Source organism: Kribbella sp. NPDC051936, from assembly GCF_040680955.1.
Taxonomy (GTDB): Bacteria; Actinomycetota; Actinomycetes; order Propionibacteriales; family Kribbellaceae; genus Kribbella.
Map to the genome: position 1 here is coordinate 477,784 of NZ_JBFAXS010000004.1, position 15,771 is coordinate 493,554.

Annotated in this window: 16 protein-coding genes; 10 read left to right on the forward strand and 6 right to left on the reverse strand. The window is 70.1% G+C overall.

What is annotated here, in order from left to right:
* The first annotated feature begins 38 nt into the window (after window positions 1-38).
* Window positions 39-656, forward strand: coding sequence for a trimeric intracellular cation channel family protein (locus tag AB0L64_RS16210; protein WP_363710902.1), 618 nt, complete (start codon window positions 39-41; stop codon window positions 654-656).
* On the opposite strand, the gene AB0L64_RS16215 is transcribed toward AB0L64_RS16210, so the two are convergent.
* Both AB0L64_RS16215 and AB0L64_RS16220 read right to left on the reverse strand, forming a co-directional pair.
* Window positions 639-1,355, reverse strand: a complete 717-nt coding sequence (locus AB0L64_RS16215) for a MerR family transcriptional regulator (protein ID WP_363710903.1) — start codon at window positions 1,353-1,355, stop codon at window positions 639-641. The two genes, AB0L64_RS16210 and AB0L64_RS16215, sit on opposite strands and share 18 nt — an antisense overlap.
* Window positions 1,356-1,395: 40 nt before the next feature.
* Window positions 1,396-2,571, reverse strand: coding sequence for an MFS transporter (locus AB0L64_RS16220; protein ID WP_363710904.1), 1,176 nt, complete (start codon window positions 2,569-2,571; stop codon window positions 1,396-1,398).
* Window positions 2,572-2,643: 72 nt separating this feature from the next.
* On the opposite strand from AB0L64_RS16220, the gene AB0L64_RS16225 reads away from it, so the two are divergent.
* The 3 genes from AB0L64_RS16225 to AB0L64_RS16235 all read left to right on the forward strand — a co-directional run bounded on the left by AB0L64_RS16225 (window position 2,644) and on the right by AB0L64_RS16235 (window position 5,100).
* Window positions 2,644-3,714: a ferrochelatase gene (locus AB0L64_RS16225; protein ID WP_363710905.1), complete on the forward strand. Its 1,071-nt coding sequence runs from the start codon at window positions 2,644-2,646 to the stop codon at window positions 3,712-3,714.
* Window positions 3,711-4,505: an inositol monophosphatase family protein gene (locus tag AB0L64_RS16230; RefSeq protein WP_363710906.1), complete on the forward strand. Its 795-nt coding sequence runs from the start codon at window positions 3,711-3,713 to the stop codon at window positions 4,503-4,505. Before AB0L64_RS16225 ends, AB0L64_RS16230 begins: the two co-directional genes overlap by 4 nt.
* A gap of 295 nt (window positions 4,506-4,800) precedes the next feature.
* Window positions 4,801-5,100 (forward strand): DUF4193 domain-containing protein, encoded by a 300-nt coding sequence (locus AB0L64_RS16235; protein ID WP_130379292.1) that lies wholly within the window; start codon window positions 4,801-4,803, stop codon window positions 5,098-5,100.
* An 80-nt stretch (window positions 5,101-5,180) separates the two neighbouring features.
* Here the strand turns inward: AB0L64_RS16235 and AB0L64_RS16240 are convergent, their stop codons facing one another.
* Both AB0L64_RS16240 and AB0L64_RS16245 read right to left on the reverse strand, forming a co-directional pair.
* Complete coding sequence (locus tag AB0L64_RS16240) at window positions 5,181-5,510, reverse strand: DUF4235 domain-containing protein (RefSeq protein WP_359929507.1); 330 nt, start codon at window positions 5,508-5,510, stop codon at window positions 5,181-5,183.
* A gap of 27 nt (window positions 5,511-5,537) precedes the next feature.
* Window positions 5,538-6,005: a DUF3093 domain-containing protein gene (locus tag AB0L64_RS16245; RefSeq protein ID WP_363710907.1), complete on the reverse strand. Its 468-nt coding sequence runs from the start codon at window positions 6,003-6,005 to the stop codon at window positions 5,538-5,540.
* A 52-nt stretch (window positions 6,006-6,057) separates the two neighbouring features.
* On the opposite strand from AB0L64_RS16245, the gene dut reads away from it, so the two are divergent.
* The 5 genes from dut (at window position 6,058) to AB0L64_RS16270 (ending at window position 12,201) form a co-directional block, all read left to right on the forward strand.
* A complete protein-coding gene (gene dut / locus AB0L64_RS16250; protein WP_363710908.1) occupies window positions 6,058-6,510 on the forward strand; it encodes a dUTP diphosphatase in 453 nt (150 codons plus the stop codon).
* A gap of 75 nt (window positions 6,511-6,585) precedes the next feature.
* Window positions 6,586-7,233 (forward strand): DUF3710 domain-containing protein, encoded by a 648-nt coding sequence (locus AB0L64_RS16255; RefSeq protein ID WP_363710909.1) that lies wholly within the window; start codon window positions 6,586-6,588, stop codon window positions 7,231-7,233.
* A gap of 19 nt (window positions 7,234-7,252) precedes the next feature.
* The gene (locus tag AB0L64_RS16260; protein ID WP_355690469.1) at window positions 7,253-7,642 is read left to right on the forward strand and encodes an OB-fold nucleic acid binding domain-containing protein; all 390 of its coding nucleotides are present in this window, start codon (window positions 7,253-7,255) and stop codon (window positions 7,640-7,642) included.
* Window positions 7,635-8,411 carry a DUF3159 domain-containing protein gene (locus tag AB0L64_RS16265; RefSeq protein ID WP_363710910.1) on the forward strand — a complete coding sequence of 259 codons (777 nt, stop codon included), beginning with the start codon at window positions 7,635-7,637 and terminating at the stop codon, window positions 8,409-8,411. Before AB0L64_RS16260 ends, AB0L64_RS16265 begins: the two co-directional genes overlap by 8 nt.
* Before the next feature lie 160 nt (window positions 8,412-8,571).
* Complete coding sequence (locus AB0L64_RS16270; RefSeq protein ID WP_363710911.1) at window positions 8,572-12,201, forward strand: S8 family serine peptidase; 3,630 nt, start codon at window positions 8,572-8,574, stop codon at window positions 12,199-12,201.
* A gap of 35 nt (window positions 12,202-12,236) precedes the next feature.
* On the opposite strand, the gene AB0L64_RS16275 is transcribed toward AB0L64_RS16270, so the two are convergent.
* On the reverse strand, window positions 12,237-12,914 hold the full coding sequence (locus AB0L64_RS16275) for a TrkA family potassium uptake protein (protein WP_359929496.1): 678 nt from the start codon (window positions 12,912-12,914) through the stop codon (window positions 12,237-12,239).
* The gene (locus AB0L64_RS16280; protein WP_359929494.1) at window positions 12,914-13,576 is read right to left on the reverse strand and encodes a TrkA family potassium uptake protein; all 663 of its coding nucleotides are present in this window, start codon (window positions 13,574-13,576) and stop codon (window positions 12,914-12,916) included. Before AB0L64_RS16280 ends, AB0L64_RS16275 begins: the two co-directional genes overlap by 1 nt.
* Before the next feature lie 114 nt (window positions 13,577-13,690).
* On the opposite strand from AB0L64_RS16280, the gene AB0L64_RS16285 reads away from it, so the two are divergent.
* Window positions 13,691-15,760, forward strand: a complete 2,070-nt coding sequence (locus AB0L64_RS16285; protein ID WP_363710912.1) for an APC family permease — start codon at window positions 13,691-13,693, stop codon at window positions 15,758-15,760.
* Window positions 15,761-15,771 lie beyond the last annotated feature (11 nt).

Consider the following 15,771-nt stretch of genomic DNA (forward strand, 5'->3'; position numbering starts at 1 on the left):
CGCGGGAGCGGCGGCGCGCGTGGTTTAGCGTGCGGGCTGTGAGCGGATCCGTGGTGCTGCAGGTGCTCGACCTGATCGGGATTTTCGTGTTCGGGATCACCGGCGCGCTGGTCGGCGTACGCAAGAAGCTGGACGTGTTCGGGATCGAGGTGCTGGCACTGGTCACCGGGCTCGGCGGCGGCTTCATCCGGGACGTGCTGATCGGCCAGGCGCCGCCGGCCGCGCTCCGGGACTGGCGGTACCTGGTGGTTCCGATCGTGGCCGGTCTGCTGACGTTCTTCCTGCACCCGGGTATCGGCCGTGTCGAGCGGCTGGTGAACATCTTCGACGCGGCCGGTCTTGCCCTGTTCTGCGTGACCGGGGCACTGAAGGCGATCGAGTTCGGCCTGTCGCCGATCTCCGCGGCACTCCTCGGAGTGCTCTCGGGCATCGGCGGCGGAGTGCTGCGCGACGTGCTCAGCGGCCGCGTCCCGGTCGTCCTGCGCTCCGAGATCTACGCCACCCCGGCGCTCCTGGGGGCCGCCATCGTGGTCATCGCGTCCGCGCTGGACTACCACGCCCTGTGGATCCCGATCGCCGCCGCCGTCACCTGCTTCGCGATCCGGCTGGTCGCGATCCGCCGCGGCTGGAACGCCCCGCTACCCCGCAATCCGTGACGGCGCAGCCCAGCCGTTGACCACGGCAACGAGCTCGAGATAGCGCTCCCAGCGTGGATCCACGGCGCGGCGTAGTGCGATCAGCCGCCCGCGGTACGCCGGGTCGGCGCGCAGCGGGTCGTCGGTGCGCTGGCTCGCGAGCGCCTGGTAGCCGGTCGCCAGGCGGCGCACCGACGTACGGAAGTCGTCGTCGGACACCAGTCTGGTGATCTCCGACCAGGCGGCGAGCTGGGTGGCGTCGGCGTCCTCGGGCAGCACCGGGGTGAGGTTCTGGTGGATCGCTTGGTCGACGCCTCGGAGCGTCGCGCTGAGGAAGTCTGCGATCAGCGCGCGGCGGTCCTGCTCGGACTGTTCGGTCATGAGGTCAAGGTCCTTCGGTTCGGGATGTCGGGCGAGGACCGTGAGCAGGGCGTGCTGCCGGCGTAGCGTCTGGATCTGGATCGCCAATGCCTCCGCATGGGTGGCGGCGACGTCGGCGAGTGAGCGCTCGTCCCGCAGCACGGCGCCGATCGTCGGCAGATCCAGGTCCAGGGCCCGCAACGTCCGGATCAGCCGTAGTCGGGCGACGGCTGTGTCGTCGTACCGCCGGTGGCCGGCCGCAGTCCGCCGGGACGTCAGCAACCCGAGGTCGGAGTAGTGCCGCACGGCCTTCACCGACACCCCGGCGAGCCGCGCCGCAGCCCCGATCGAGTGGTCCATGCCCACTACCCAAACACCTCCAGTAACAGGAGATGCAAGCCTAGTTGTGGGCGAAGCGTTCCTTCGGGCGGGCGAAGGTGATGGAGACCGCGGCGACGAGCGCGCAGGCGATCCCGACGCCGAACGGGACCCAGTACGCGTCCGACGGGCCCCACACGTCGACCGCGTGGCCGGCGGCCGCGTTGCCCGGGGCGACGCCGAGCAGGATGCCGGTGACGGTCCACGTGATCGCTTCGGTCAGTCGCTCCGGAGGCACCCACTCCTCGACACACGCGGTGACCGCGACCATCGTCGGAGCGATCGTCATGCCGCAGCAGAAGAGCACCGCACCGAGCAGCCAGATGCTGTCGACCCAGGGGAGCGGCGCGAGCGTGATCGCGAGCGCGACCGTGCCGAGCAGCAGCCGGCGCTCGACCGGCGCCCGCCAGTGCACCGAGCCGTACCAGAGCCCGGCCAGCAGGCTGCCGAACGCCCAGACCGCGAGTACGACGCCGGACAGCCCGGCCTGTCCCTTCTCGGTGGTGAACGCCACGGTGATCACCTCGGCGCCGCCGAGAGTCGCGCCGAGACCCAGACCGATCAAGCTGAGCAGCATGATCGACAGCCAGGGGAGTGGCGCCTGCTCGTGGCCGTTCGCCTTGCCACGGCCAGGCGGATCGGATGCGCGCAGCAACGCCAGCCAGATACCACCAGCCAGTCCCAATACGCCGGCCGCCGACAGAGCGGCGTACGGGCTCACCTGCGTCGCCAGCGCGGTGACGAGGACAGGGCCGACGATGAACACCACCTCGTCGCCGACAGCCTCCAGTGCGAAGGCCGTCTGCAGTGCGCGACCACGGCCCAGCAAGTGCGTCCAGCGGGCCCGCACGAACGAGCCGACCTGCGGCCGCATGCCACCGGCGATGAACGACAGCACGTAGAGCACCCAGACAGCAGCGTCGGCGCGGACCGCGACCAGCAGTGCGGCCAGAGCGACCGTGCAGGTCACTGAGCCGATCAGGATCAGCCCGCGCTGACCGAAGCGGTCGACGAGGCGTCCCTGGACCGGACCGGTCAGCGCACCCGCGATCACGGCCACGCCGGAGACCGCGCCGGCCAGACCGTACGAACCGCTCTCCTGGGCGATCAGGATGACGATGCCGAGGCCGATCATCGAGATCGGCATGCGCCCGAGGATCCCGGCGGCGAAGAAGGCGCCGGCACCGGGACGGCGCATGAGGTGAACGTAGGGCTTGAGCATGAGAGACCGGGAGCAGCTTAGCTTCCGGCCGTCTGAGAAGCTTGGAATATGTCGCCAGCCGCACCTCCCTACGACGCTGTGCTGTTGCTCTCGTTCGGCGGGCCCGAGAAGCCCGAGGACGTGTTGCCCTTCCTGCAGAACGTGACCCGCGGCCGCGGGATCCCCGACGAGCGCCTGAAAGAGGTCGGCGAGCACTACTACTCGTTCGGCGGCCGGAGCCCGATCAACGACCAGAACCGGGCGCTGCTGAAGGCGCTGCGGGCGTCGTTCGACGAGATCGGGCTGGACCTGCCGATCTACTGGGGCAACCGCAACTGGGCGCCGTACCTGACCGACACGATGCGTGAGATGGCCGCCGACGGCATCCGGCGCGCCGTGGTGATCGTCACGTCGGCCTACCCGTCGTACTCCGGCTGCCGGCAGTACCGGGAGAACCTCGAGGACGCCGCCCGCGAGGTCCCGGACGCGCCGCGGATCGACAAGCTCCGGCACTACGCGAACCACCCCGGCTTCGTCGGCGCGTTCGTCGAGTCGACCGCCGACGCGCTGAGCACGCTCCCGGACGGCGCCGCGATCGCGTACGTCACGCACTCGATCCCGACCGCGATGAACGCGACCAGCGGCCCGGACGGCGACGGGTACGTCAGCTGGCACCTGGACGTCGCCGCGTCGATCACCGCGGAGCTCGAGCGCCGCACCGGGCAGACCCGGCGGACCGACCTCGTCTACTGCTCGCGGTCCGGGCCGCCGCAGGTGCCCTGGCTCGAGCCGGACGTGAACGACCACCTGGAGGCGCTGGCCGCCGAGGGCGTGCCCGGTGTGGCCGTCGTACCGATCGGGTTCGTCAGCGACCACATGGAGGTCATCTACGACCTCGACACCGAGGCCGCGGCGACGGCCGAGAAGCTCCGGCTGCCGATGGCCCGGGCCGCGACGCCGGGGACCGACGAGCGGTTCGTCACGATGCTCCGCGACCTCGTGCTCGAGCGGGCGGCGGCCGAGCGTGGCGAGCAGCCGGCCCGGCCCTGCGTCGGCGAGCTCGGCCCCGGCTGGGACGACTGCCGCCGCGACTGCTGCCCACCGCTCCGCCGACCCACCCCAGCTAAGGAAGCTGTATGACGTCTTCAGATGAGCTGTTGAAGCTTGCGGTCGACGTGGCGGAGGAGGCGGCGCACCTGATCGTCGAACGCCGCCGCGGCACGGTCACCGTCGCCGACACCAAGAGCACCGTCACCGACGTGGTCACGGCGGTGGACCGCGAGTCCGAGGAACTGATCCGGGCCCGGATCCTGCAGGCCCGGCCGGACGACTCGTTCCTCGGCGAGGAGGGCGACGACGTGGTCGGCACCAGCGGTGTGCGCTGGGTGGTCGACCCGATCGACGGCACCGTCAACTATCTCTACGACCTCCCGACGTACGCCGTCTCGATCGCGGTGGAGTACGGCGGGGAGACCGTCGCCGGGGTGGTCGTGGACGCGCCGAAGGGCGAGGTGTTCACGGCGACGAAGGGCGGTGGGGCGTTCGCCGACGGACGGCCGATCCAGGTGTCGGGTGCGACCGAGCTGGGTCAGGCACTGGTCGGGACCGGTTTCGGGTACGACCCGGCCCGCCGGCAGGTTCAGGCCGAGGTGATCCAGCACCTGATCACCAAGGTCCGCGACATCCGCCGGATCGGGGTCGGGGCGATCGACCTGTGCTACGTCGCCTGCGGCCGGCTGGACGTGGTGTACGAACGCGGCCTGAACCCGTGGGACTACGGCGCCGGGGCGCTGATCGCGGCCGAGGCCGGCGCCCGCATCGGCGGGCTGAACGGCGCGCCGGTGTCGCCGGAGATGTCGATCGCGGCCACGCCGGCGCTGTTCGAGCCGTTCCACGCGTTACTCGCCGCAGCCGACCCGTTGCGCGCGTAGCTGCCGGAGAGTGCTCGTTTCTGCGCACTAGTGCGCACTAACGAGCATTCTGCTGTTCGGTCCTGACATTTGTGGCGACACGCGGGCCACACCATGGACCCAGTCGTGCATTGCGGACCTTTATAAGGCACAATCCCGTCCTCGGGAACGGTGTTTGCCGGTCCCGGCCTGGCTGTCAAGGGTTTCGGGGGACGAAAGTTCGGCGCGGTGCTCCGACGCGGAATTTCTCGGCCGCTCCACCCGTTCAAGGGCTCAGCAGGCAACACCACGGGTACGAAGAGGGCAGGGAAACACCATGGCGACTGATTACGACGCCCCGCGCAAGACGGACGAGGACGCTTCCGAAGAGTCGATCGAGGAGCTCAAGACACGCCGTCACGACAAGAACTCCGGCAAGGTCGACGAGGACGAGGCCGAGGCCGCGGAGAGCTTCGAGCTGCCCGGCGCGGACCTGAGTCACGAGGAGCTGGCGGTCCGGGTCCTCCCGCGCCAAGCCGACGAGTTCACCTGTTCGAGCTGCTTCCTGGTTCACCACCGCAGCCAGCTCGCCGAAACGAAGAACGGGCAGCTGATCTGCCGCGACTGCGCAGCCTGACACCAGCGCGCCCTACTTCGCACAACGAACAGCGGGACCGTCCCACTCCGGTGGGAGGTCCCGCTGTTGTGCGTTCGGACTCAGTCCTCTTTCTTGACCAGCCCGGTGTCGGTGCCTCTGATCAGGCGACCGGCGACCGAGTCCTGGACGTAGCCGGGCGGTGCGTGGCCCGTGCTCTTCAGGTAGTACGCCGCGGCGCGGCGCTCCGCGAACAGCTTCGCAGCTGCGGCGGCCGCGGCACTGGCGGCAGCCCAGGTCATGACCTCCAGGTACTCGCCCTGGCCGTCCTTGGGCGGCTTCCCGCCCGATCCCAGCTTCCAGGCCGTGCTGACCGCCTTGCTCGCGGCCAGGCCCACCACGATCGTGAAGGCGGCCTGCACCAGCTTCCAGCCGATCTTCGCTCCGACCACTGCACCCTCCTAGGACGACTGCTGACGTCAGGATCTTCCCACGCTGTGCCCGCTCAGGGCGGCAGCCAATCGGTCGGGGTGGCGGGTGGCGACCACCCAGTACGGCGCCGGGTCGGCCGGATCGGTGATCTGCACCCGGACGGCCCCGCGAAGGTAGCTGCGCAGGACGAGGAACGCGTTCGGGTCGCAGTCCCGCCCGAACGCGTGCCGGGCGTCGTCGCCGGTCAGCGCCTCGACCGCGCCCAGGTACGCGCGGTCGATCTCGGCACGCCCGGCCTTGAACCGCTTGTCGTCGACCTCGACCCGCGCGCCGCCGTACCGCAGGAACAGCGCCAGCAGCAGGACGGCGGCGAGCCCGCCGACGATCGCGCCCGCGGCCGTCCCGACCGGCACGGCGACGATGACGAACAGCGTGACCACAGCGGCGGCGGCGATGATCCACCACGACACCGGCACCCGCAGACTCTCGCGATACTTGCTTTGTTCCAGGCCCACAGGACCAGCCTGGCACGTGGACCGTCCGGCGCGCTCGATAGGGTCGCCTCTCGTGACCGAGGTACTCATCCAGCGACTCGACCCCGACCTGCCGCTCCCGTCGTACGCGCATCCCGGCGACGCCGGCGCGGACCTGGTGGCGGCCGCCGACCTCACCCTGAAGCCGGGGGAGCGCGGCCTGGTCGGCACCGGGATCGCCATCGCCCTGCAGGACGGGTACGCCGCGTTCGTGCACCCGCGCTCCGGGCTGGCCGCGAAGCACGGCGTCTCGATCGTGAACGCCCCCGGCACCGTCGACGCCGGGTACCGGGGTGAGATCAAGATCAACCTGATCAACCTGGACCCGCGCGCCGAGGTGACGATCCGCCGCGGCGACCGGATCGCGCAGCTCGTCGTCCAGCAGGTGGAGAAGGCCCGCTTCGTCGAGGTGACCGCGCTGCCCGGCTCCGCACGGGGTGACGGGGGACACGGGTCGACCGGCGGTTTCGGCGATGTGACACGCTGAGCAGGTGCATCCGTTGACCTGTCGGATGCGCGAGACTACGGCGGCCGCAATCAACCAAGGAAGTAGGCAACAGCTGTGATCTTCCGCCGCAAGGGCAAGAACGACGAGCCCGAGACGAGCGAGACCCTCGAGGAGGCCGGTGCGGCGGACGTCCGCGCCGAGGGCCCGTACGACTCGAGTGAGGTCGACGCCGCCGAGCTGGAGGCGGAGGACCGGATCGATCTGGGCGCGCTGGTCGTCACCGGCAGGCCCGGTATGGAGCTCGGCCTGCAGGTGGACGAGCAGAGCGGCGTCGTCCAGGCGGTGCTGCTGATGCTCGACGACTCCGCCCTGGAACTGCGCGCGTTCGCGGCGCCGAAGACCACCGGCATCTGGAACGAGGTCCGCCAGGAGATCGCCGCCGAGGCCGCCCGGATGGGTGGTACGGCGACCGAGACCGACGGCCCGTTCGGCACCGAGCTGGTCCTGGTCGTCCCGGTCGAGGACCCGGAGGGACAGGTGTTCAGCCAGACCTCCCGGGTGATCGGTGTGGACGGCCCGCGCTGGCTGCTCCGCGGCACGGTGCTCGGCCGCGCCGCCGTCGAGCCGGACGCCGCCGAGCCGATGGAGGCGACGCTGCGCAACGTCGTCGTGGTCCGCGGGAACGAGCCGATGGCGGTCCGCGAGTCGCTGCCGCTGCAGTTGCCGCCGGGCGCCGAACCGAACGCGCCCGAAGAGGTCTGAGCGGACTACACTCGACGACATGGGTAGCAACAAACCCGCGGGGCTGTGGAAGCGTGCGTTCCGTGGGCTGGCCGGAGACCGTGACCAGCAGGACGCGGAGGTCCTCCAGGACTTCGCGCAGGACTGCGGCGCGCGGTCCATCACCGGTTGCCACGACCGCGAACTGGTCACGCTGTACGGCACGCTGCGCACCATCACGTTCAGCCCGCGCGGCGGCGTACCTGCACTGGAGGGTGAGTTGTACGACGGCACCGGCACGGTGAAGCTGATCTGGCTCGGCCGCCGCAAGATCGGCGGCATCCACGCCGGCTCGGAGCTGATCGCCTCCGGCCGGATCGGCGTCGTCGACGGCGACCGGGTGATGTTCAACCCGCGGTACGAGCTGCGTCCCCAGGCTGCTCATGGCTGAGCCGACGTCCCGCCGGGACCAGGTCGAGGACGATCTGCAGGAGAAGCTGGTCGAGATCCTGCAGCCCGAGGTCGAGGCGGCCGCCACCCAGGCCGCGCAAGAGGAGCAGCCGCCGAAGTCCACCGACAAGGACTTCTTCCACGCGCTCGGCGGCTGGGGTGCGCTGCTCGACATCGGCCTGCCGTGGATCGCGTTCCTGGTCGCGTACGCCGTCACCGATCACAAGCTGCAGCTCTCGCTGATCATCGCCGTCGGACTGGCCGCGGCGCTCGCGGTGGTGCGGCTGATCCGTCGGCAAGCCCTGCGGAACGTGTTCGGCGGCTTCATCGGCGTACTGATCTCGGCCTGGGTCGCGAACCGCACCGGCAACGCCAAGGACTTCTATGTCCCCGGCCTGCTCACCAACCTCGGCTACGGCCTGCTGTACCTGATCACGGTCCTGATCCGCTGGCCCCTGTTCGGCGTCCTGTACGGCGTGATCACCCAGACCGGCACTGCCTGGCGGCGCGATCCTGACCTGCTCAAGGGCTTCTCCCGTGCCACCCTGGTCTTCGTCGGCCTGTTCGCGATCCGCCTGATCGTCCAGGTCCCGCTGTACTTCACCGGCAGCCTGAACGCGCTCGGCATCGCGAAGATCGGCCTGGGGCTGCCCTTCTATGCGCTGGCGATCTGGCTCGCCTACGCCGTCCTTCGCGGTTCCATGCCCGCCGAGAAGTGGGCCGAGGCCCGCGACAGCATCACCCACCTGCTGCGGGGCAACAAGAAGTAGCCGCGGTGTCACAAGGATGACGTGGCGAGAACAGGCCACAGTTATCCGCTGAACGCTCCGCGTCCGGGTGCCTACGATTTCGCGACTTTGTTCGCACGAATCCTGTGAGGCACTCGTGACACCACGCCTTGGCCGTGGGTCCGGGCCGGCCGCTGCCTGTATGGCAGTTGTCGTCCTGGCCGCGACCTTGACCGGCGGCCCCGCCGCCGCTGCCCAACCCGGCACCACCCCTTCAACGCCTTCCAAGATCGCGCCGGCTGCCAAGCCGGTCGCGGGAAGCGTCACCCTGGTCACCGGTGACAAGGTGACACTGTCCGTCGGAGCAGATGGCAAGCAGAACGTGACCGTGACCGGCCCCGACGGCCGGCTCGCGGACAACGACGTACACGTCGACGGCGGCGACACCTACGTGTATCCGCGCTCGGCCGGCCGCTACCTGGCCGCGAAGCTCCTGGACGACGACCTGTTCAACGTCACCAGGCTGGTGGCCGATGGGTACGGCGACCAGGTGCCGTTGATCGTCACCTACACCGACGCCGCGGCGCGTTCGCGGACTCAGCAGGTGCCGGCCGGTGCCCGCCGGCAGCGCACGCTGGACAGCATCCACGGCGCCGCGATGGTCACCGACGGAACGGCCGGCTTCTGGCACTCGCTGACCGCGGGCTCCACCGCGCGGTCGCAGACGCCGGCGCTGTCCGGCGGCATCGCCAAGGTCTGGCTGGACGGCAAGGTCAAGGCCGACCTCGCCGACAGCACCGCGCAGATCGGCGCGCCCGAGGTGTGGCAGGGCGGCAACACCGGCCAGCGCGTCGACGTCGCGGTCCTGGACACCGGGGTCGATCTGGAGCACCCCGACCTTGACGACCGGGTCACCGCGTCGGCCAGCTTCGTCCCCGGCGAGGACGTCACCGACCGGCAGGGGCACGGTACGCACGTCGCCTCGACGATCGCCGGCACCGGCGACGCCTCCGGCGGTGTGGAGCGCGGTGTCGCGCCCGGCGCCCGGCTGCACGTCGGCAAGGTGCTGAACAACGAGGGCGGCGGCCAGGAGTCCTGGATCATCGCGGGCATGGAGTGGGCCGCCCGCGACCAGCACGCCAAGGTGATCAGCATGAGCCTGGGTGGCAGTCCCACGGACGGCACCGACCCGATGAGCCAGGCACTGAACACGCTCTCGGCCGAGACCGGGGCCCTCTTCACCGTGGCCGCCGGCAACGCCGGACCCGGGTTCTACACCGTCGGATCGCCGGGGGCCGCGGACGCCGCGCTGACCGTCGGTGCGGTCGACGCCGCCGACAACCTGGCCGACTTCTCCAGTTGGGGACCGCGTCTCGGTGACGGCGGGCTGAAGCCCGAGATCACCGCGCCCGGGGTCGCGATCCTGGCGGCCCGCTCGCAGTACGCCGCCGAAGGCTCCGGGTACTACCAGGAGCTCAGCGGTACGTCGATGGCGACGCCGCACGTCGCCGGCGCGGCGGCCCTGCTCGCTGCACAACACCCGGACTGGTCGGGCCAGCAGCTGAAAGACGCTCTGGTGAGCAACGCCAGGCCCACGCCGCAGTACCTGCCGTACAAGGCCGGAAACGGTCGTCTCGACATCGCGGCGAGCAGCAAGTCACCGCTCTCCGCGACGGCCTCGGCGTACTCCGATTATCACACTTGGCCGGTGCCGGCGGGGGAGAAGGTGGTCAAGGAGATCACCTACACGAACGATGGTGACACCGACGCCACACTCGAGCTCTCGACCCAGGTCGACGAGGCTCCGGCGGGCCTGTTCACGCTTTCGGCGTCGAGGGTCACCGTGCCGGCACACGGTACGGCGAGTGTGACGCTCACCGCCGCGGTCGACCTGTTACCGGTCGACAAGCAACTGTCCGGCCGGCTCGTCGCGGTCGACGCCGCGAATCACCGCCAGCTCGGGACGCTGATCGGGATCGGCGGGGAGGGCGAGCGCCATGTACTCACGCTGAATGCCAAGGACCGGTCCGGGCGGCCGCTGGCCGGTGACGCGATCCTGATCGGGCGGGGCAGCTACGGCCAGTTCACGGTCGGCGAGGAGGGTGTGCAGTTGCGGCTCCCGGCCGGCGACTACACGACCTGGCTGACCGCCGACGTCGAAGGTACCCACGGGCCGAGCAGCAAGGGCCTCGCCGTTCTCAGCCTGGTCGACATCCACCTCGACCAGGACCGGACGGCGACGTACGACGCGCGCCAGGCTCGCCCGTTGAAGAGCACGGCGCCCCAGGCCACCACGCTCGGCGAGGTGCGGGTCAACACGTACCGCGACTTCGGCCGGGACTTCTCGGTGGGCTCCTCGCGCTGGCCGGACCCCAGCTACGACAGCGCGTGGGTGCTGCCGACGCAGAAGGTGACCGACGGCTCGTTCGTGGCCGGCGCGCGCTGGCGGCTCGAACAGCCCGCGCTCACACTCGGCTCGTACGACGACGTGCGCGTCCGGCGGGCTGCTACGCCGCTGCCGAAGGGCCGCCACGATCTGGAGGCCGTGTACGTCGGGGACGGGTCCGCGGCCGCGACGCGCGGCGTGGACCGCCGGGGCAAGGCCGTGGTGGTCCGGCGGAGCGACGCCGTGTCGCTGCAGGACCAGGCGGCGGCAGCGGCCGAGGCCGGCGCGAAGCTGCTCGTGGTGGTGAACGACGGGGTCGGGAAGCTCGACCCGTGGGTGGACTCGATCTGGGCGCCGGCGCCGCCGCCGCTCACGATCGCGACGCTGACCCGGGACGAGGGCGAGCGCCTGATCACCGCACTGCGGCAGGGCCGGCAGCACACACTCACCGCCGACTCGAACCCGGTGACGGCCTACCAGTACGACCTGTCGCACTTCGCCGATCACGTCCCGGCGGACCCGACGTACCGGCCTGGTCCGCGGGACCTCGCCCGACTCGACGTTGCCTATCGCAACTTCCGCCCGGGCGACGGTGTCGAGAACCGGTACGACGTGTGGAACGGAGACTGGGAATCGAGCATGAACAGCTGGGGGATGCCGGTCGCCGGGACGCGGACCGACTGGGTGACCGCCGGGGTGCAGTACCAGGCCAGTGCCCAGATCCTGCGCGAGATCCAGCAGGTCGAACCGGGCTGGACGAGTTACCGGGCCGGGAGCCGAACGCCGATCCAGTGGTTCGGGCCGATCCAGCGACCGTGGCTGGCGAAGGGATACTCGCCGGTCCGCAGCGGTGACCAGCTGACCGCTGTGTCGCCCGGCTGGGGCACCGGGCCGGTCATCGGTACCGCGCAGGGCAACTGGGATCTCACCCAGCAGCTCAGCCTGTACCAAGGCGATCAACTGGTGAAGCAGGAGCAGCGGGACCAGCTGACCGCGACCGGCCTGAGCCCTGACCGGCTGCCGTACCGGCTGGTCGCCGAGAACACCCGGGGCACCTACCCGAACCCGTTCTCGACCTCGACCCGCACCGAGTGGGGGTTCACCTCTACCGCGTCGGACGAGGCGATCAGTGAGTCGCTGATCCAGCTGCACTACGCCGTCGACGTGGATGCCGACGGCCGGGCGGGCCGGACGGCAGAACTCGGCGTCACGCCACGCTGGTCCGAGACGTCGTCGGCGCTCGGTATCCGTAGGCCGACGGTCGACGTGTCGTACGACGACGGCAAGACGTGGCGGCGCGCCGAGGTACGTCGTACCACTGCCAGTTGGAGCATCCGGCTGGACGCGCCTCGGTCCGCACAGTTCGTGACGTTGCGGACGCGGGCCGAGGACGGAGCGGGCCACACTGTCGACCAGGAGATCGTGCGGGCCTTCGGTTTGCGGTGATACAGAACGGGAGCCGGGCTCTGGCCCGGCTCCCGTTACTCCGCCTTGTGGTGGTGGTGGGGGGAGAGCATCGCCTCGAGCTGTTCCTCGGTCTCGTCGGCGGCGACGAAGAGAAGCTCGTCGTTGAGCTCGAGCGTGCCTTCGGGGTCCGGACGCAGCACGCGGCCCTCGCGCAGGATCACGACCAGCGCCGTGTCGAGCGGCCAGTCGACGTCGCCGACCCGCTGGCCGATCATCGGGGAGTCCTCGGGCAGGGTGAGCTCGACCAGGTTCGCGTCGCCCTGGCGGAAGGTGAACAGCCGGACCAGGTCGCCGACCGACACCGCCTCCTCGACCAGCGCGGACATGATCCGCGGCGTGGACACCGACACGTCCACGCCCCACGCCTCGTTGAACATCCACTCGTTGCGCGGGTGGTTGACCCGGGCAACGGTCCGCGGGACGCCGAACTCGGTCTTGGCGAGCAGCGAGACGACGAGGTTGACCTTGTCGTCACCCGTGCTGGCGATCGCCACCTGGCAGCGCTGGAGCGCGGCCTCCTCGAGCGACGACAGTTCGCAGGCGTCGGCGAGCAGCCACTCCGCGCGCGGTACGGACTCGGCCTTGATCGCGCGCGGGTCCTTGTCGATCAGCAGCACCTCGTGACCGTTCTCCAGCAGTTCGCCGGCGATCGAACGACCGACGTTGCCGGCGCCGGCGATGGCTACCCGCATCACAGCTCCTCAGGCTTGGTGCCGAGTTGGGACTCGATCGCGGCGGCGTCCCGCTCGAGCAACACCACGTGGACCAGATCACCCTCCTGGATGACCGTGTCGGCCCGGGGCAGGAGTCCCTCGCCGAGCCGGGTCAGGAACGCGACCCGGGCGCCGGTGGCCTTCTCGATGTCGAACGCGGCGCGGCCGATCCAGTCCGCGTGCACGTGGACCTCGGCCAGCCGGACCGTCCCGGACGGGTCCCGCCACTCCGGCTCGGAGCCCTCGGGCAGCAGCCGGCGCATCATCTGGTCGACGGTCCAGCGGACCGTGCCGACCGTGGGGATGCCGAGCCGCTGGTAGACCTCGGCGCGGCCCGGGTCGTAGATCCGGGCCACCACGTTGCCGATCCCGAACGTCTCGCGGGCCACCCGGGCGGCGAGGATGTTCGAGTTGTCACCGTTCGAGACCGCCGCGAACGCCTCGGCGTCCTCGATCCCGGCCTCGATCAGGATCTCCCGGTCGAAACCCATGCCGACGATCGTCCGGCCGGTGAAGTTGGGGCTCAGCCGGCGGAACGCGTCGGCCGACTGGTCGATGATCGCGACCGTGTGGCTCCGCTTCTCCAGACCGCGCGCGAGCGTCGACCCGACGCGGCCGCAGCCCATGATGACGACGTGCACTGCCTGATCACTCCTCGCCCCTTCAGGGGCCTACTGGCTCGTTCGGCAGGGATAGACGCTACACCGGACCAGGCCCTCGGCTGACATCACGGACCGGCCACCCTCTGCCGCCCTATGACTCTACGGACCGCGACCCCCTCTAACATCACCGGTGTGACTCCCGCTCTAGGCGATATCGGCAAACGGCTGCTGCTCGGTCGCAAACTGCGCAGCACCCAGCTGGGCGAGACCCTGCTGCCGAAGCGCATCGCCCTGCCCGTTTTCGCGAGCGACGCGCTGTCGTCGGTCGCGTACGCGCCCGACGAGATCTTCCTGACCCTGTCGATCGCCGGCCTGGCCGCGCTGACGATCTCCTGGAAGATCTCGCTGGCCGTCGCGGTGGTGCTGGTGGTCGTCGTGCTGTCCTACCGGCAGAACGTGCACGCCTACCCGTCCGGCGGCGGTGACTACGAGGTCGCCAACGTGAACCTCGGGCCGACCGCGGGACTGACGGTCGCGAGCGCCCTGATGGTGGACTACGTCCTGACCGTCGCGGTGTCGATCTCGTCGGCCGCGCAGTACGCCGCCTCGGCGATCCCGGGGCTCGAGGGGCACCAGGCGACCGCGGCCGTGATCGCGGTGCTGTTCCTGACCACGATGAACCTGCGCGGGGTCCGCGAGTCGGGCGCGGCGTTCGCGATCCCGACGTACATCTTCATGTTCACGATTCTCGGGATGGCCGCCTGGGGCTTCGGCCGGCTGCTGTTCGGCACCCTGCCCGACGCCAGCAGTTCGACGCTCGACATCGCCGCCGAGGACCAGTTCGCGCACGGCGCCAGCGGCCTGGCGATGGCGTTCCTGATCCTCCGGGCGTTCTCGTCCGGGTGTGCGGCGCTGACCGGTGTCGAGGCGATCAGCAACGGCGTACCGGCCTTCAAGAAGCCGAAGAGCCGGAACGCGGCGACCACGCTGGCGCTGCTCGGGTCGATCTCGATCGCGATGGTGGTCAGCGTGGTCGCGCTGGCCAACGTGATGAAGGTGCGGTTCGCCGAGGACCCGGCCACCCAGCTGTTGCGCGACGGTGAGCCGGTCGGCCAGGGGTACCACCAGGACCCGGTGATCGGCCAGCTCGCGAAGGGCATCTTCGACCACTTCTCGCCCGGCTTCTACCTGGTCGCCGCCGCCACCGGCGTGATCCTGGTGCTCGCCGCGAACACCGCCTTCAACGGCTTCCCGGTGCTGGGCTCGATCCTCGCCCGCGACGGCTACCTGCCGCGACAGCTGCACACCCGCGGCGACCGGCTCGCGTTCAGCAACGGCATCATCATCCTGGCGGGTTTCGCGATCGTGCTGATCGTTGCCTTCAACGCCGAGGTCACCAGGCTGATCCAGCTGTACATCGTCGGCGTGTTCGTGTCCTTCACGGTCAGCCAGACCGGCATGGTCCGGCACTGGACCCGGCTGCTGCGCACCGAGGAGGACCCGGCCAAGCGGGCCCGGATGAAGCGGTCCCGGGTGATCAACGCGATCGGCCTGACGTTGACCGGCATCGTGCTGATCATCGTGCTGATCACGAAGTTCCTGCTCGGCGCCTACATCGCGATCATCGCGATGGCGGTGCTGTTCGTGCTGATGAAGGGCATCCACCGGCACTACGACACCGTCCGCAAACAGATGGCCGCCGAGGGCGACGAGCCGTTGATGCTGCCGTCGCGGGTGCACTCGATCGTCCTGGTCTCCAAGCTGCACAAGCCGACCCTGCGGGCCCTGGCCTTCGCCAAGGCGGCCCGCCCGTACCAGCTCGAGGCAGTCACCGTCGACGTCGACCGGGACGAGGCGGACGCGCTGCAGGCCGAGTGGGAGGCCCGCGGCATCCCGGTCCCGCTCAAGCGGCTCGCCTCGCCGTACCGGGAGATCACCCGGCCGATCCTGCAGTACGTGCGCGACATCCGGCGGCAGTCGCCGCGCGACGTGGTGATGGTCTACATCCCGGAGTATGTCGTCGGGCACTGGTGGGAGCACATCCTGCACAACCAGAGCGCACTGCGGCTCAAGGGGCGGCTCTTGTTCACACCTGGTGTCATGGTTACGTCCGTTCCTTATCAGTTGCTCTCGTCGCAGGGGGCCGAGGAGCGGCAGGACCGGGTGGAACGGGTGGCCGGGCAGGTACGGCGCGGGGCCCGAAAGACGTCAGGAGATCGGTGACTGTAATGAAT

Bases quoted from the DNA above. Each gene is read 5' to 3' on its own strand.
- AB0L64_RS16215 (WP_363710903.1), bottom strand. From the start codon at position 1,355: ATGGACCACTCGATCGGGGCTGCGGCGCGGCTCGCCGGGGTGTCGGTG.
- AB0L64_RS16220 (WP_363710904.1), bottom strand. From the start codon at position 2,571: ATGCGCCGTCCCGGTGCCGGCGCCTTCTTCGCCGCCGGGATCCTCGGG.
- AB0L64_RS16225 (WP_363710905.1), top strand. From the start codon at position 2,644: ATGTCGCCAGCCGCACCTCCCTACGACGCTGTGCTGTTGCTCTCGTTC.
- AB0L64_RS16230 (WP_363710906.1), top strand. From the start codon at position 3,711: ATGACGTCTTCAGATGAGCTGTTGAAGCTTGCGGTCGACGTGGCGGAG.
- AB0L64_RS16235 (WP_130379292.1), top strand. From the start codon at position 4,801: ATGGCGACTGATTACGACGCCCCGCGCAAGACGGACGAGGACGCTTCC.
- AB0L64_RS16260 (WP_355690469.1), top strand. From the start codon at position 7,253: ATGGGTAGCAACAAACCCGCGGGGCTGTGGAAGCGTGCGTTCCGTGGG.
- AB0L64_RS16265 (WP_363710910.1), top strand. From the start codon at position 7,635: ATGGCTGAGCCGACGTCCCGCCGGGACCAGGTCGAGGACGATCTGCAG.
- AB0L64_RS16270 (WP_363710911.1), top strand. From the start codon at position 8,572: ATGGCAGTTGTCGTCCTGGCCGCGACCTTGACCGGCGGCCCCGCCGCC.
- AB0L64_RS16275 (WP_359929496.1), bottom strand. From the start codon at position 12,914: ATGCGGGTAGCCATCGCCGGCGCCGGCAACGTCGGTCGTTCGATCGCC.
- AB0L64_RS16285 (WP_363710912.1), top strand. From the start codon at position 13,691: ATGACTCTACGGACCGCGACCCCCTCTAACATCACCGGTGTGACTCCC.